Below are 15,667 nucleotides of genomic sequence, written 5' to 3'. Positions count from 1 at the left end.
TGAAATTTATGTTAATAAATTTCCTTTGATAGTACGATTATTATGTATTAGAATAAAATTAAGTAAGAGATTAAATTAGATGGAGGCGTATTGTTAATGAAAGCTTCAGAATCAATGAAAAAAAATGGTGGCTTTCAGAAAGGCCTAAAAGATTCTTTTAAAAAGCATCCTTTAGACTATTTCTGCATCAACAGTATTTTTGTGTTCTTCGTTACAATTGCTTGTGTTTTTGCTTTTGTAATTTTAACACGGATGGAAGGTAGTGCTCTACAAAGGGTTATAAGAATAGGACCGGAGTTTGTTGGAACAATCACAGGGTTTAAAGCATTACCTTTAGTGGTGATTATGTTTCCTCTAATAGGAGGCCCATTAGAAGCCATTTTAGGAAGAAGATCTGAAAATCTACGGGATTCAACAGTAGTGGATAATACCTTTATTAGTTTTATCTTAATTTTAGCCATGTATCCACAGGTGGCCCGAGGGAGTATCCACTATACTCTAGGTGGTCTATTTGGATACGGATTAACTTTTCATGTAGATATGTTGAGTTTTCTTATGGCAGCAACTGCTGGTATTCTTTGGTTTTTGGTGAGCATTTATGCCCATGATTATATGGGGATAGAGCGACATCGCAATCGCTTCTACCTTTGGATGTCTGTAACCTTCGGTGGTATTTTGGGAACAGTTATGGCAGGAGACCTTTTGACGATGTTTTTATTCTTTGAACTGATGACCTTTAGCTCTTATATGTTGGTAGCCCATAATCAGTCCAAGGAATCGATATTGGCGGGAGATAGCTATATTTATATGGGGGTAAGTGGTGGCCTATGTATTCTATTAGGGATGATTTTGTTGGTTACCCATACCAATACTTTAGAATTTGTCCCTCTTGCTTCCGCATTACAGGGCTTAGGATGGATAAAGTATTTGATTACGATTCTTTTTGTTGTTGGTTTTGGCATAAAGGCGGGGATGCTTCCTTTGCATATTTGGTTGCCTAAAGCTCATCCGGTGGCGCCTACCCCTGCCAGTGCACTATTATCAGGGATATTGATTAAAGTAGGGGCTTATGGAATATTGAGGATAGCTACCAGTATCTTTGTACCCAGTATAGAGGAGATCAGTAGTTATAAAGATCCTTTGTGGGAGGTATCTCAAAAACTAGGTGCACTAATTATTTGGATAGGCATTATCACCATGCTTGTAGGGGTTTTTATGGCACTGCAGCAAAGCAATATGAAAAAAATGTTAGCTTATCATAGTATTAGTCAGATGGGTTATATCATTATGGGTATAGGCGTAGCTGCTTATTTAGGTTATAAAGGTGCAATGGGTTTTTCCGGAAGTATTTATCATATTATCAACCATGCTTTGTTTAAGGCACTACTATTTATGGCAGTAGGGCTAGTATATATGAGAACCCACGAGCTAGATATGTATAAGCTGGGAGGGTTATGGAAAAAACTGCCCTTTACAGCCTTTGTTACCATTATAGCGGCATTAGGAATAACTGGAATGCCAGGGTTCAATGGCTTTGCCAGCAAATCTATCCTTCATCATGCTATTATTGAGGCCTATGAGTATGGTCATCATTCCTTTAAATATGCAGAAATTCTTTTTACAATTGTAAGTGCAGGAACAGTATGTTCTTTTATAAAATTATTTAGTTATGTATTTCTAGGGAAATGTCCTGATAAGTACAAGGACATAGAGGGAGAAAAAGGTATGATGGATATGGCTATGGCAGGATTAGCTCTTTTGATTATTTTCATCGGGCAATCTCCTGGGTATATATTTAATCAGTTTATTATACCGGCAGCTAGGAGTTTAACCTATGACCCTGCTTTTATAGACAAATATCTTGTAGATATGAACTTCTTTAATGGTCATGACATGGTGGGTATGGTATGGGTCTATCTACTAGGTATAGCTATATTTGTACTAGGTAAAAAGTACCACTTATTTCATCTTCATTTACCAACATGGTTAAGTGTAGAAAATATGCTCTATAAGCCATTGTACAAAGGGGTTTTAGGTATATCTCATACTGTTACAGATCGATATGAAACAGCTATTATTAAGAGTGATGTAATTATTTATGCCATTGTCTTAGTAACAACATTGGCTTTATTAGTAAGATTTGGTTAGTGAAATATAAGGGGGCCTTTAGGGTTCCCTTGGTTTTACTCATACAAGAGAGGAGGATAAAGATGGATATAGGTGCAGCGGTTGTACGAATGGGTTTGCCTTTTTTGGTAGTAGGGTTTACGGTTTTAGAAGTATTAGTGATACCCTTTACGGGTGAAAGAGGTGCAAAAATCAGGAGAAACGTTGTCAAGGCTTTTATATTACTGACGACAATATTTGTTGCTATGACCTATAAACAAGTGTTAAAGGGTCCGGTGATTTATGAGATTGGCAGTATTTTTGAAACGGGTATCATCTTGAAAATTGACCTATTAAATTATCTTTTTATCTTACTGGCAGGTGTTTTATGGCTTATTATAGGTTTTTATAGCTTAGAAGAAATCAACTACTTCTTTTATACAATTACCTATATTTCTACGATAGGAACTTTGATGGCTGGAGATTTATTAAGTTTTTTCTTGTTCTTTGAAATGATGACCTTTAGTTCTTACGCTTTAATGGTATATCATAGAGGTGAAGAACAGTTGAAGGCAGGAAATGTGTATATTTATATGGGAATTATTGGGGGATTGAGTATTTTAAGTGGTATTCTTATGCTTTCTGCTTATACAGGTAGTTTTGAATGGACGAATCTTGCTGTTCAATTCACTGAGATGAATTTTGTTAAGTATATTATTGCAGCCTTTCTAATTATTGGATTTGGTATTAAAAGTGCTATGTTTCCTTTCCACTTTTGGGTGCCTAAAATTTATGGGGGAGCACCAATTTCTGTAAATGCCTTATCTTCAGGTATTCTGATGAAGGTAGGAGCTTATGGTATGTTGAAGGTAGTGTCTGTTATTTTTTCAGTCGATTTAAGTGATATAACTACTATAAGTAGTTTGATATGGCAGGTGTCTAACCACATTGGTGTCATTATTATATGGCTTGGTATTTTAACCATGTTGGTGGGTGTATTTATGGCGTTGCAGCAAGGAAATATGAAAAAAATGTTAGCTTATCACAGTGTAAGTCAGATGGGCTATGTAATCATGGGGATTGGTGTAGCCGCCTATTTAGGCTATCAAGGTCCCATGGGTTTTATTGGTAGTATTTATCATATGTTGAATCATTCTTTATTTAAAGTATTGCTTTTCATGGTGGCGGGTCTTGTCTATATGAGAACGAAGGAATTAAATATGTATGAACTTGGTGGCTTATGGAGAAAGATGCCAGTCACTGCAGTTTTGTGTTTAATAGCAGTGCTGGGTATTACAGGAATGCCAGGATTCAATGGCTTTGCTAGTAAGTCTATCCTTCATCATGCTATTATTGAGGCCTATGAATATGGTCATCCTTCCTTTAAATACGCAGAGTTATTTTTTAAACTTGTTAGTGCGGGAACAGTTTGCTCTTTTATTAAATTTTTCTCTTATATTTTTTTAGGGGACATGAAGGAAAAATATCAGGATATAGAAGGTGATCATCATAGAATGAATATGGCTATGGGGGTACTAGCCGTTTTTATTGTTATTATAGGTCTGAGACCTTATATGTTGTTAGATAAACTATTTATACCGACAGTGACGGCATTCTCCTACAGTCCTACCTTTATTGAAAAATATATTGTAGACATGAACTTTTGGAATGCTAAAGATTTAGTGGGAATGATAGGTGTGTATACACTAGGTTTCGGGATGTTCATCATAGGCTCTAAATATCATTTATTCCATTTGCATTTACCACGTTGGGCAAATACAGAAACCTATGTTTATACACCTGTGACTACTTTTGTTGAAAAATTTCCTAACTATTGCGTGAAAGAATATGAAAACAGAATTATTTTTGGTGATGTATTTATTTATGCGATTCTTTTAACAGTTATATTGGCGTTTTTACTGTTTTCAGGATTTTAAGTGAATTGCTTTAGCTAAAAGACACAAACCAATAGAGCTACTGTAAGCAGCTCTATTGGTTTATCAAGTGTTTTTCTAGGTTAAGGTCTTATTCTTCTACATGACTACTATAAGCATCTTCCATAAGGACAGTATTTTTTACAACAATAGCTCCATCTGTCTGCACTAGGCTAAAGTTTTTGAGTTTCATCTGATTTTCTAAATCCTCAATAGAAAGGTCAAATTTTTGAAGAACTTGGGTAGCCCCCATCTCAACTAATTCTGCTTGCAAACCATTCTTTATTTCTTTTACTTTATCAATCTGTTCCTGTGCCTTATCATACTCCTCGATGGAAGCGTGAATGATGCTATGACGGATATGATACCTCATCTTGAAAACTTGACCCGGCACTTTGGAGGTAAAGGAATTTCTAAAATCAGCCAAATGCTGTGTAAGCTCATTGAGAGAGAGTAAACTTTCTATGACTTTTTGTTCCATGACTTCTAAAGAAGCTGTTGTTAAAGTCTCTTCAAAGGCTTTGATTTGGTCTTGGGGTGCATTAACATCCCGCAAATCTGCTTCTAAAATATTCCATTTTCTATGTAATTGCTGGATTTGACTATTGATTTCAAACCAAATCTCTTCTATTTCTTCGGGAGGTGCTTCCACTTCAGATGCCTCGCCCTCTATATCTTCTTCTTCTAATAAGGGAGTAACCACTATATTTTTTTCAATAAATCTTGTCATATCCTGACCACTTATCGCTTCATCATTTTTTGGGGGTTCTATCTTTGCCTCTGTCTCTAATTCTCCTTGTGTTTCTATTTGAATTTGTGCTTCTTCACTTGATGGGGCTTCCTGATTTTCTTTTTCAGAGATTCCTATTTGGATGCCTTCGATAGAGTCAATATCATACATAAGGGTTAGGATTTCGGTGTACATTTCGTCTAATACTGTTGGGACTTCTGGCGGTTTATTTGTTCCCTCCTTTTGTTGTGGTCTTTGGGGATTGAGATTGCAGGCTGATAAAAATAGGATCAGCATCAATAATATTGTTACAAAAAGATGAAAGTTTTTTATAGTCTTTTTGTTTGTCATCGTATCACCTCTTCAATATTTTTTCCATAATCCTATAAAACATAACAAGAAAATAATGATACAATAAAGATAAATACAAAAAGAGCTTTTAAAATCCTACTATAGAACTAGAAGGAATCTAAAAGAAAATAACGAATAAAATAATATAACTGGATTTGTGCAAATTTTAGGACTTTTTTTGGAAGGAACTTTAGTGCTGTAAATGCTTGAAATGAGCGTATAATTGCACAACTGAAGCAAGTAAGTTAGCGTTGATTTTATTAGAAAAGAGGATTAGCATGTTTTTTAAAAGAGCTATCAACATCAATATAGATGAAAAAATCATAAAAAAGAATCGTATACCTATTTTAATAAAGGATAAACAATGGAATCATATTATGGAAGGCAATAAAACTAGAGGCGTGCAGGGAATAGCAAAACGCTTAGAGGGCCTGGTCAATGAAGAAAAAATCTTAGTGCAGCAACTAGATGGTTTAAAGCAAACCAAAGAAAAGTTAATGAATAAAATTTTACACTTATCAGATTTACTGAATACAAAGGGACAGGAAGATGTTCTAGAGGAATTAGAAGCCTGCAGGGAGGATATTAATAGGATCAATGCTGAAATTGATTTAGTAAAAGAAAGTATAGATACACATCATATAGACATAGAAGAAATCAATCTACATTTATTAAAAGAAACCATTAAAATTGCTTATAAGGATATAAAAACCAATGATAGTAAGCTATCAGCCATTGATAGGGAAATTGCGCAGTTAAGAGAAAAACTAGGGGATTTGAGGGATGAAAAAGTAGAAGTAGAACAAAGGATTGAATCCCTATACTCTTTCTTACATATGATGATGGGGCATGAGGAGATGGAAAAACTGGATTTGCACTATTCAATTGCACCAAAAGATTAAAAAAATGTGAGGTAAAAATATGATCAAAGGATTAGGTATAGACATTATAGAAATTCATCGTATCGAAGGGGCGATGAAGAAAAATCCAAGGTTTTTAGAAAAAGTATTCACACAGGAAGAGAGAATCTTGTTTGAAGAAAAAAATAATTCGTCCTCTACAATTGCAGGTTTTTTTGCTGCTAAGGAAGCGGCAGTAAAGGCTTTAGGCACGGGTATTCGGGGATTAGCATGGCGGGATATTGAAGTAAAAAAAGATTCCTTAGGAAAACCGCTCATAAAATTGCATAATAATGCTATTGAAATTGCATATAGTAAAGATATAAAAGAAATATGGGTATCAATATCCCATAGTAAACTATATGCTGTGGCTCAAGCTATAGCATTATGATTTTATAAGTTGCTTTAGACGTAACAAGATTCTTTGCTACGCTTAGAATGACAACTTAAGAGGACTTTTAGAAAAATTTAGTCTGAATTGGGATGAATGCTATCTAAATAGAGAGAAGGGGGAATCGTTAGTGAAGCATTGGAAGGTTGTCTTTATTATTTTTGGAATGATGTATTGTTTAAGTGCTTGTCGACAACCTACCGATGAAGAAATGTACTATAAAATACAACAGAAAATCAGTACCATGGAGAGCTATCAGTGTACTGTTAAAATTTACATAGACAATGGAAAAGAAGAAGTGGAATATGTTTTTCAACAAATTTTTAAAGCGCCAAACCAATATAGGTTAGAAGTGCTGGCACCATCTACGCTAAAGGGTAACTTGACAATTTATAATGGAAAGACAGCTTGGCTATATCATCCCTCCATTAATCAAGTGCGGAAAATAGATAATTTTAATCAATCTCAGGAGCAAATGATGTTTATAGGATATTTTTTAAAGAACTATATAACATCAAAAGAATCAGTTTATGAAACGGAAACATTGGAGGGGAAAGATTACTTTGTGTTGTCTACAAAAATTCCAGGGGGAAATCATTATTTTTCACAGCAAGAATTGTGGATTGAAAAACAACAGATGATCCCCGAAAAACTTTATATTTATGATGCCAAAGGAAAAACACGGTTTAAAGTCTACTATGAAGATTTTATTTATAACCCTGTATTGGATGAAAATTTATTTCATTTATCTCTGCCGTAACCAGTGAACTCGTCCAGCTAAAGCTGAACATAGGGGAATCAGATGGAGACTCTACTCCACCTGATTCAAAGCCCACTTATAGAAGTGGGGGTCTTAACCCAGTAAAGTATTTGATAAAGAACTAGACTTGTGGGATGTTTATAAGGAACTAATTTTAACTAGGAGGATGGATATATGTTAACAAAGGATAAGCTAAGACCTGTGTGGGCAGAAATCAACTTAGATCATTTAAAGCATAATATCCGGGAAGCAAGACGTGTAGTAAAAAAAGAAGCTTTAATATGCGCTGTTATAAAGGCAGATGGCTATGGACATGGGGCAACAGTGATTGCAAAAACCCTCCTAGAGAACGGTGCTGATCGTTTAGCAGTAGCTACCTTATCGGAGGCGATAGCGTTAAGAAAAGCAGGATATGAAGTGCCTCTGATGGTGCTGGGATATACAAGAGAAACGCAGGGAGAGGAGCTAATAAATTATAATATTATACAAACCATTTACTCCTATGAACAGGCGTACGCTTTTTCACAGCTTGCGGTTAAGAAGGACAAGGAATTGGTACTGCATCTAAAAATTGATACGGGAATGGGAAGACTTGGTTTTCAGGTAGAGGAGGAAACTGTAGAAGAAATTAAAAAAATTTTTCAATTACCTCATATAAAAGTGGAGGGTATTTTTACCCACTTTGCTGTTGCAGATGAAGCAGACAAAGCTTTTACTTACCATCAATTTCAAAAATTTATGTCCCTAGTAGATAGATTGGAAAAAGAAGGTTGTTTTATTCCTATTAAACATGTATCAAACAGCGCTGCCATTATTGACTTGCCGGAAATGAATCTAGATATGGTTAGGGCTGGAATTATGCTATATGGTTTATACCCTTCAACAGAAGTAAGTAAAGGGGCTGTTCAATTAAAACAAGTCATGACTTTAAAGACCAGAGTAGCTCATGTAAAGGTATTGCCTGCTGATAGAGGGGTAAGCTATGGCTTAATCTATAAAACAAAGGGAGAAAGAAAAATCATTACTTTGCCTATAGGTTATGCCGATGGATTTACAAGAATGCTAACCAACAAAGCAGAAGTTATTGTAAAAGGGAAAAAAATTCCTATTGTAGGTAAAATTTGTATGGATCAATGTATGGCAGATGCAACAGGTGTAGATATAAGTAGAGATGAAGAAGTAAGTTTATTTAGCAGTGATCCCAATAGTGGCAATACGATTGATGATATAGCCTATAAGCTAGGTACCATTAACTATGAGATTGTATGCATGGTAGGAAAAAGAGTTCCAAGGGTATACGTGGAAAATAATAACTTTGTATATATAAAAGATAATTTGTTATTATAATATAGAATGTTTTTTTTGGTGCTTGTATAATTTAGTCGTAACATTGACACACTTATAATAAATAATATATAATGGGTTATATAATGGAATATATAAACTAGATGATATATGTATATACCGCTTAAATTCTTGATAAGTTCCGGAGGTGCAAAATGGCTGATTCTAAAAGGATAATGATTAGTCTTCCTGAAAGTCTTCTTAAAGAAGTAGATTATATAGTTTCTATGGAGGAAACCAATAGAAGTGAATTTGTCAGGGAAGCCATGAAACTATATATAAGGGAAAAAAACAAAGTAAAACTAAGAGAAAAAATGAAAAAGGGCTATCAAGAAATGGCTTCAATCAACTTAACATTGGCAGAGGTAGGGTTAAGTCTAGATGTGTCCTCCCTAGAAGATTATGAGGCAGAAATAGCGGAGTGTGAGTAAATTGGTTGTTAAAAGAGGCGACATATATTATGCAGACTTAAGTCCTGTTATAGGATCTGAGCAGGGGGGAACCAGACCCGTTCTTGTTGTTCAAAATGATATAGGCAATCGATATAGTCCTACAGTTATTATTGCAGCTATTACTTCTCAAATCAATAAAGCCAAGCTTCCTACCCATGTAGAAATTGCAGCCTCAGAATATGGATTAACAAAAGATTCGGTTATACTGCTAGAACAAATTAGAACAATTGATAAAAGAAGATTAGAAGAAAAGATAGGTCATTTAGATGATGAAATGATGATAAAGGTAAGTGAGGCACTTTTGATAAGCTTAGGGTTAGTAGATTTTTAAAGACTTAAGATAAAGAAGACTTAAGTCTTTTTGCATGCCCTGCATAAATGTTTAAAAGAAGGAGAATGCTATAAAACTTCCATTGAAGAAGGATATATAGTATAATAATAGAACAGTCAAAAATACTAGGTAGTATACTTGAGTGAACTCGTCCAGCTAAAGCTGAACATCGGGGAATCAGATGGAGACTCTACTCCACCTGATTCAAAGCCCACTTATAGAAGTGGGGGTCTTAACCCAGTAAAGTATTTGATAATAAGATAAACAAGGGGGATGAAAAAGTGAAAAAAACGTCAATATTTGTAATTGTACTCATCATCACTTTAGCAATTATCGCACAATTTGTTTATGCCAATAGCAGAGAACCAGGCTCTAGTGAAGATCCGATTGTTACACTATCTTATGTAGAGCAGAGGATACAACAGCTAAAGGTTTACATAGATGACAAAGCTTCATCTTCCCCAAGCCCTCAACCTCAACCAAGTGAAGAACCTTTAACAACATCAAAAATAGATATTGTTTTTTTAAAAATTGGTGAAAGATTGATTGCTGAAGAAGGTGCTGAAATTATCCTGCGGGGTGGAACTGCTGTAGCGATTGATAGTCCCAGTGGGGGACTTGCAAATGTAACTGCAGGAAGAGACATCCAGAAAAATCAATCTATTCTTCCTAATCATTTGCATATTGTGCCAAAGAGTGATGGCAGGGGTGTTCGTGCGATGGATGATCATGTGATTTTAATGGTTAGAGGTGTCTATAGAACTGAGAAATAATAGATAAAGATTGATAGATTTGTTTTTTTAGACTTCCCATCTCTATGAAGGAAGTCTTTTTTCTAGCATAGAATGAATGAAAAAATTTATCAAGTGTGGCGCTACTGCTATAAAGAGATGTCTACGACCTAGACAATCATTTATGCGTTGACCCAGAAACAAATGCATAGGTTGGTGATGTTGGTGAAAAAGCAAATTAGAGAAGCAAATGTTTTAAGGGCTATTGCTTGTTTATCCGTGGCAATGGTGCATATAAGTGCTATTCCGTTGACTACGCTATTAAGGGATAGCATACACATGAAACTATTTATTTTATTAAATCGAAGTGTAAAGTTTACTACACCCACTTTTATCTTTTTAAGCGGCCTGACATTATTTTATGGCTATAAAGATAAGCGCTTTAGTTACTGTAGCTTTCTTAAGAAAAGACTTTCCACTACGTTGATCCCCTATATGATATGGACGTTGATTTATTATAGATACTACATTCATGAAAAATATTATGTTTTTTCTTGGGAATTTCTTAGGGAAAAGCTTTTGTTAGCGGATATGACCTATCACTTGTACTTTATTTTGACAATACTACAATTTTATTTATTATTTTGGGTGTTTCTATATATCTTTAAAAACTTTAAACCGGGTTTAGTATTGATAATTTTATGTATGATTAGTTTGTTAGCCGTAAAATATGTGAAGTTTCCTTATGCGGATCGGTTTTTTGCCAGATATGTATTTTTCTTTGGACTAGGCTGCTATGCTGCCATAGATATTGATGCTATCAGGGAGAAGCTTATAAGGCACAGGTACTTTATTGGGGCAGCACATGCTGTTAGCACCTGTTACTATGCTTATCAATTTTATGAATATCATGTTTTGCAAAAATCAATAGACAACTTTGTAATGGAGATAACTTGGTCTGTTTTCTGCTTTACTGCAATTATGTTCTACTTTGTCATAGCCTACTATGTAGGGGAAAAAGAAGATGGCTTTCTTTATAAATCAGCAAAGAAAATTAGCAAAGCCTCTTTTTATATTTACTTAAGTCATCCACTTGTCATCTTTTTATCAGAAAAAATGATGACAGAAGCAGGTCTTCTTTCTATTACTAGAAGATTTATATTAACCACAATGATCGTATACGGAAGTGTTGTGCCTTTAGCAATAATATATAACGCTGGAAAGAGATCATTTAAACAATATAATCGTGATAGAAAGGCAAAAAAAGTTACTTTACAGCGGGGAGTATAAGTACTATTATAATATACAGAGTAACGTATCTATAGAATTGATATATACTTTAAAACCTGCGTTTTAACTCTATAGATGTGCGACCTTAAATTTTAATATACTAAGGGTTACATTTGCAGCCCAGGTTTTGGGGCGAAACCGTAGACCGTGTATATTAAAATTTAACTTTAGAAGCGCACATCTATAAGCAGAAAATAATGCTATATTTTAAGAAAAAACTAAAGATTGATGGGGTGCTTTTGATGAAGAAAAATGCTATATTTCTATTAATATTATTGGTAAGTATATTCGCCTTGGCTACTACCTTAAGTACGAGAATCAATGTTGAGTCTAATAATAAAGTTGTAGAGATAGTACTAAGCTATACTGAATTTCAAGATATGGCCAACCAATCAGAGGAAACATTGTCATGGTGGTTTAAGAAATTTAGTGGCTTAGGTATAGAGTATGTTGACCTTCAAGAAGAAAACTTAGAGTCTTTACTGATGCAAAATAAGCAGCTAGAAGTACTTATGGGCTGGGAGCTATTACAGCAGGGAAATTGGAAAGAAACCTACTCTTCTGAAGTAGCAACGTATGTTGATGGTGGCCAGATCAATGAGTTTGATGTTTTTGTTACAACAAGGACCCAAGAAGTTTTTGATTTTATAGCCAAAGGACTAACAGAGCGATACGATACTGAACATTTTGAAATTCTTTCGCATCAAGCCCCTTTTGCCATCGTGATGAAGGGGACGATAGAAGATGCTTTATATCAACAAAATCTTTACTTGATTGATGCAGATAGAAAAGCATCTCTTCAAAGGCATAAGCCCTATTCTTCAAAACTAATGCAGGTAGGGTTAGGTTTTGATGTTGAAAAAATCAACACGATTAAAGAAAGTGGATTGAAAGTATTACCAAGACCATATACCTATAAAGCTTGGATGTCAGAAACATATCTAGAAACTGTTTTTGAAGAATTTGAAACTTATGCAATGAAGCCATCAGTGTTTATTTTTAGTGGTGGAGAAGTATTAGGCTATCCAGTGGCAGATGACTTAGTAACTAGATATATGATAGCAAATGATATAAAAGCAGGGTTAATTGAAACATCTGTACAAAGAAGCCATTTAGATCAGGATGGTATAGACCTAATGGTTAGAAGCTTAGACTACAACGCTGTAAGAATTTTTTCTGTTTGGCCTTATATCCAAGAAAGATTCAAATATTATAACTATGAAGGTGCGGAGGAAATAGAAAATACTTTATATAGAGCAGTAACAGAAAGAAATATTAGGCTGATTTATTTTAAACCTATTAAACATGATAAATATAATATAAGGTATGATCAATTTATTTATCTCACAGATTATAGTGAATATGAGAAGATGTTTGAAAGATTTGAAACGAGAATTGGGCAACATGGCATGACTTTAGGAAGAAGTAGTACAATGGATTCTATTCGGGTGAGGATTGCAAAACAAACCCTAATGGGTTGGGGCATTGTTGCCGCCAGCATTTTGTTACTAGGCTATTTATTAAAATTAAATAAGAAAATGAAATATGGTTTGTTAGCGATAGGTTTACTTTTAGTACCTGCTGCCTTCGTTGTAAGACCCATGTTGGCAGATAAGGTCATGGCTCTATGGGCGGCGATGGCATTCCCCTCTTTGGCGATGGTGTACTTTTGTAATAGATGTTTTCATTATGTATATAAAGAAGAAAAAACTAACAAACTACATCAACAAATCCTTTATGCTGTTAGAGACTTAATCATCGTTTCTGCTATATCGTTTTTAGGAGGATTATTCGTAGCTGCAATTTTATCCCATATCGAGTATTTGCTAGAGATGGATATTTTTAGGGGAGTAAAAATAGGACAGGTGGTACCAATCATTGCTTATGTTGCAATTTATGCGTCTTATTTTGGCTATAAAAGAAAGAATAAAAAAGACCAAGAACCTTTTTTGAGATATAAAGATATAAAAAACTTTTTGTTTGAGGATATAAAAATTATTTATGTTGTTTCTGTAGTCCTGTTTTTAGGTGTAGGCTATATTTACCTAGCTAGAACAGGTCATGAGACCGGCGTCCAAGCCTCTACAATGGAACTAATTTTTAGAAATATATTGGAAGAAAATCTACTAGCTAGACCTAGAAATAAAGAGTTTCTTATAGGTTTTCCTGCTTTGATGGTGGGAATATACTTTGCAAAGAATAAAATAAAACTTTTAGCATTTTTATCAGGACTAGTTGCTGTGATAGGGCAAACTTCAATTGTAAATACCTTTAGCCATTTAAGAACCCCTGTATACTTGTCTGTAGCAAGAACCTTTTACGCATTAGTAATTGGGATTGTAATAGGTACTATCTATATTCTACTATTTGAGATTGGTATAAAATTCTTGAAGTATGTTAAGGAAAGGAAAATATTTCAGTAAAGTAGTAAGCAAATCTTATGATAAGGAACTAGCCCTTCCTTCAATCTCAAAAGGCAAGAGAGGAAGAAACAAATGAAAAATATATTCTTGTTTGGTTACTATGGATTTCATAATACAGGAGATGAAGCAATTTTAGAAGCGATTGTAAAGGAAATAAAAGAGGTAGTACCACAAGCCAAGTTAACCGCCCTTAGCTATAATGCTAAAGATACAATGAAGAAATATAAGATTCATGCTGTTAGCCGAAATAGCTTTCAAGAGATTATTAAGGCTATTAAAGCATCTGATGTTGTGATTAGTGGTGGTGGATCTATCCTGCAGGATGTAACCAGCAGTAGATCTTTACTTTATTATTTGGCGATTATCTTAGTAGCAAAAAAATTAGGAAAAAGAGTTATGTTTTATGGGAATGGTTTTGGGCCGATTACGGGTTATTTGAATAAAAAACTTGTAAGCCATATTATCAATCAAGTAGACAGAATTACTGTAAGAGATTATCAATCCAAGGAAGCAATGCAAGCATTAGGAATAAAAAAAGATATTATGGTAACGGCAGATATTGCTTTGGGTTTAGAGATGGTTGACGATAGGAGAATTGAAAAAATTTTTCGTCAAGAAGAAATGGATTTAACAAAAAAATGGGTAGGCATATCTATAAGAGAATGGAAGGGACAAACCAGTTATAAAGAAGTGATTGCACAGACTGCGGACTATTTGATTAGTAGAAACTATAAAGTAGTTTTTATTCCAATGCAATTCCCTAGTGATATAAATACTTCCCAAGAAATTGCCGATAGAATGAAAACAGTGCCCAAGATTATTACGAAACAGTATCATCCTAGAGAAATGATAGGGATGATAAGCAAGCTAGATCTTTTATTGGGAATGCGTTTGCACTCCTTGGTTTTTTCAGCTATTGCTGAAGTGCCTATGGTGGGATTAGAATATGATACGAAAATTACTAGCTTTTTAAAATTAACTGGTCAAAAAAGTGGAGGAAATGTAGAAAGTTTAGATATGATTAACTTATGGACAGCCATTGATTCCGTTATTGAAAATAGAGGGGAATATATTCAGCAGCTCAAGGAAATTAAAAAGAATTTAGATAAGAAAGTACAACTAAATGTGGAGATCTTTAAAGAGTTTATACAAGAAGGAGATAAGTCATGAGAAATCAGGTTAAAATATTGGGTGTACCGATTGATCAAATAACAGAAGAAGAAGCATTTTACCGATTGACATCTTTTTTAGAGGGAAGCACTGTTAAAAAAGTGTATACTCCTAATCCCGAAATTATCATGATGGCGCAGCAAGACGAAGCTTTGTTTAGGGTCCTTGAAGAAGCAGATTTAGTATTACCAGATGGCATTGGTTTAATCATTGCTTCTAAAATAAAAGGATTAGGATTAAAGGAGCGGGTTACAGGAATTGATACCATGGATAAGCTACTAACCTATTGTGGAGAAAAAGGAAAATCCATCTTTTTATTAGGGGGAAAACCAGGAACAGCAGCATTGGCTTGTGAAAATATGAAGAAACAATATAAAGGCATTAAAATTGCTGGTTTTTATCATGGTTACTTTCAAGGGAAGGATGAACCGGAGATTATAGAAGAAATCAATCAGGCGAATCCAGATATTCTTTTTGTCTGTTTGGGAGCCCCTAAGCAGGAAAAATGGATTTATAAATATCAGCACCAGCTAAACTGTAAGTTAGCCATGGGGGTAGGGGGTAGTGTAGATATTTATGCCGGTACTGCCAAAAGAGCCCCCATTCTTTTTCAAAAGCTGGGTTTAGAATGGTTTTATCGTTTGGCAAAGGAACCTTGGAGAATAAAGAGAATGATGGCTCTGCCAAAGTTTTTGATTCGTGTAACTTTAAAAGAATAGGTTTATGCTATAAAGCGTTTACTCACTGGAGGGATG

General features: G+C 34.6%; 14 protein-coding genes. 13 read left to right on the top strand and 1 reads right to left on the bottom strand.

The genetic code is table 11. The annotated features are described in order from the left end of the window. Positions 1-114: 114 nt before the first annotated feature. Together BJL90_RS02050 and BJL90_RS02045 are read left to right on the top strand one after the other, a co-directional pair. A complete protein-coding gene (locus BJL90_RS02050) occupies positions 115-2,148 on the top strand; it encodes a complex I subunit 5 family protein (protein WP_236905006.1) in 2,034 nt (677 codons plus the stop codon). A gap of 62 nt (positions 2,149-2,210) precedes the next feature. Then, the gene (locus BJL90_RS02045) at positions 2,211-4,043 is read left to right on the top strand and encodes a complex I subunit 5 family protein (protein WP_070963835.1); all 1,833 of its coding nucleotides are present in this window, start codon (positions 2,211-2,213) and stop codon (positions 4,041-4,043) included. 88 nt (positions 4,044-4,131) lie between these two features. Here the strand turns inward: BJL90_RS02045 and BJL90_RS02040 are convergent, their stop codons facing one another. Continuing rightward, entirely contained in the window at positions 4,132-5,121 is a 990-nt protein-coding gene (locus BJL90_RS02040; RefSeq protein WP_070963833.1) for a hypothetical protein, read from the bottom strand. Between the two features lie 278 nt (positions 5,122-5,399). Between BJL90_RS02040 and BJL90_RS02035 the strand changes: the two genes are divergently transcribed. From BJL90_RS02035 to BJL90_RS01985, 11 genes are all read left to right on the top strand, one after another. Continuing rightward, positions 5,400-6,023, top strand: a complete 624-nt coding sequence (locus BJL90_RS02035) for a hypothetical protein (RefSeq protein WP_070963831.1) — start codon at positions 5,400-5,402, stop codon at positions 6,021-6,023. A 19-nt stretch (positions 6,024-6,042) separates the two neighbouring features. Next, the gene (gene acpS / locus BJL90_RS02030) at positions 6,043-6,411 is read left to right on the top strand and encodes a holo-ACP synthase (RefSeq protein ID WP_070963829.1); all 369 of its coding nucleotides are present in this window, start codon (positions 6,043-6,045) and stop codon (positions 6,409-6,411) included. A gap of 130 nt (positions 6,412-6,541) precedes the next feature. After that, positions 6,542-7,171: a germination lipoprotein GerS-related protein gene (locus tag BJL90_RS02025; protein ID WP_070963827.1), complete on the top strand. Its 630-nt coding sequence runs from the start codon at positions 6,542-6,544 to the stop codon at positions 7,169-7,171. A gap of 174 nt (positions 7,172-7,345) precedes the next feature. Continuing rightward, positions 7,346-8,518 (top strand): alanine racemase, encoded by a 1,173-nt coding sequence (gene alr, locus BJL90_RS02020; protein WP_070963826.1) that lies wholly within the window; start codon positions 7,346-7,348, stop codon positions 8,516-8,518. Positions 8,519-8,670: 152 nt separating this feature from the next. Then, positions 8,671-8,946 (top strand): CopG family ribbon-helix-helix protein, encoded by a 276-nt coding sequence (locus BJL90_RS02015; RefSeq protein WP_044824195.1) that lies wholly within the window; start codon positions 8,671-8,673, stop codon positions 8,944-8,946. 1 nt (position 8,947) lies between these two features. Continuing rightward, positions 8,948-9,298 (top strand): type II toxin-antitoxin system PemK/MazF family toxin, encoded by a 351-nt coding sequence (locus BJL90_RS02010; protein ID WP_070963824.1) that lies wholly within the window; start codon positions 8,948-8,950, stop codon positions 9,296-9,298. 281 nt (positions 9,299-9,579) lie between these two features. Further along, positions 9,580-10,071: a hypothetical protein gene (locus BJL90_RS02005; protein ID WP_070963822.1), complete on the top strand. Its 492-nt coding sequence runs from the start codon at positions 9,580-9,582 to the stop codon at positions 10,069-10,071. Between the two features lie 183 nt (positions 10,072-10,254). Next, positions 10,255-11,319, top strand: a complete 1,065-nt coding sequence (locus BJL90_RS02000) for an acyltransferase (RefSeq protein ID WP_169824185.1) — start codon at positions 10,255-10,257, stop codon at positions 11,317-11,319. Between the two features lie 242 nt (positions 11,320-11,561). Continuing rightward, positions 11,562-13,742 carry a DUF5693 family protein gene (locus BJL90_RS01995; RefSeq protein ID WP_070963819.1) on the top strand — a complete coding sequence of 727 codons (2,181 nt, stop codon included), beginning with the start codon at positions 11,562-11,564 and terminating at the stop codon, positions 13,740-13,742. Between the two features lie 72 nt (positions 13,743-13,814). Further along, positions 13,815-14,912, top strand: a complete 1,098-nt coding sequence (gene csaB, locus BJL90_RS01990; RefSeq protein WP_070963817.1) for a polysaccharide pyruvyl transferase CsaB — start codon at positions 13,815-13,817, stop codon at positions 14,910-14,912. Beyond that, positions 14,909-15,631, top strand: coding sequence for a WecB/TagA/CpsF family glycosyltransferase (locus BJL90_RS01985; protein ID WP_070963816.1), 723 nt, complete (start codon positions 14,909-14,911; stop codon positions 15,629-15,631). The genes csaB and BJL90_RS01985 overlap by 4 nt, the downstream gene beginning before the upstream one ends. The last annotated feature ends 36 nt before the right edge of the window (positions 15,632-15,667 follow it).

The organism is Clostridium formicaceticum, assembly GCF_001854185.1.
Taxonomy (GTDB): domain Bacteria; phylum Bacillota; class Clostridia; order Peptostreptococcales; family Natronincolaceae; genus Andreesenella; species Andreesenella formicacetica.
This window is presented reverse-complemented; position numbering and strand designations above follow the sequence as displayed.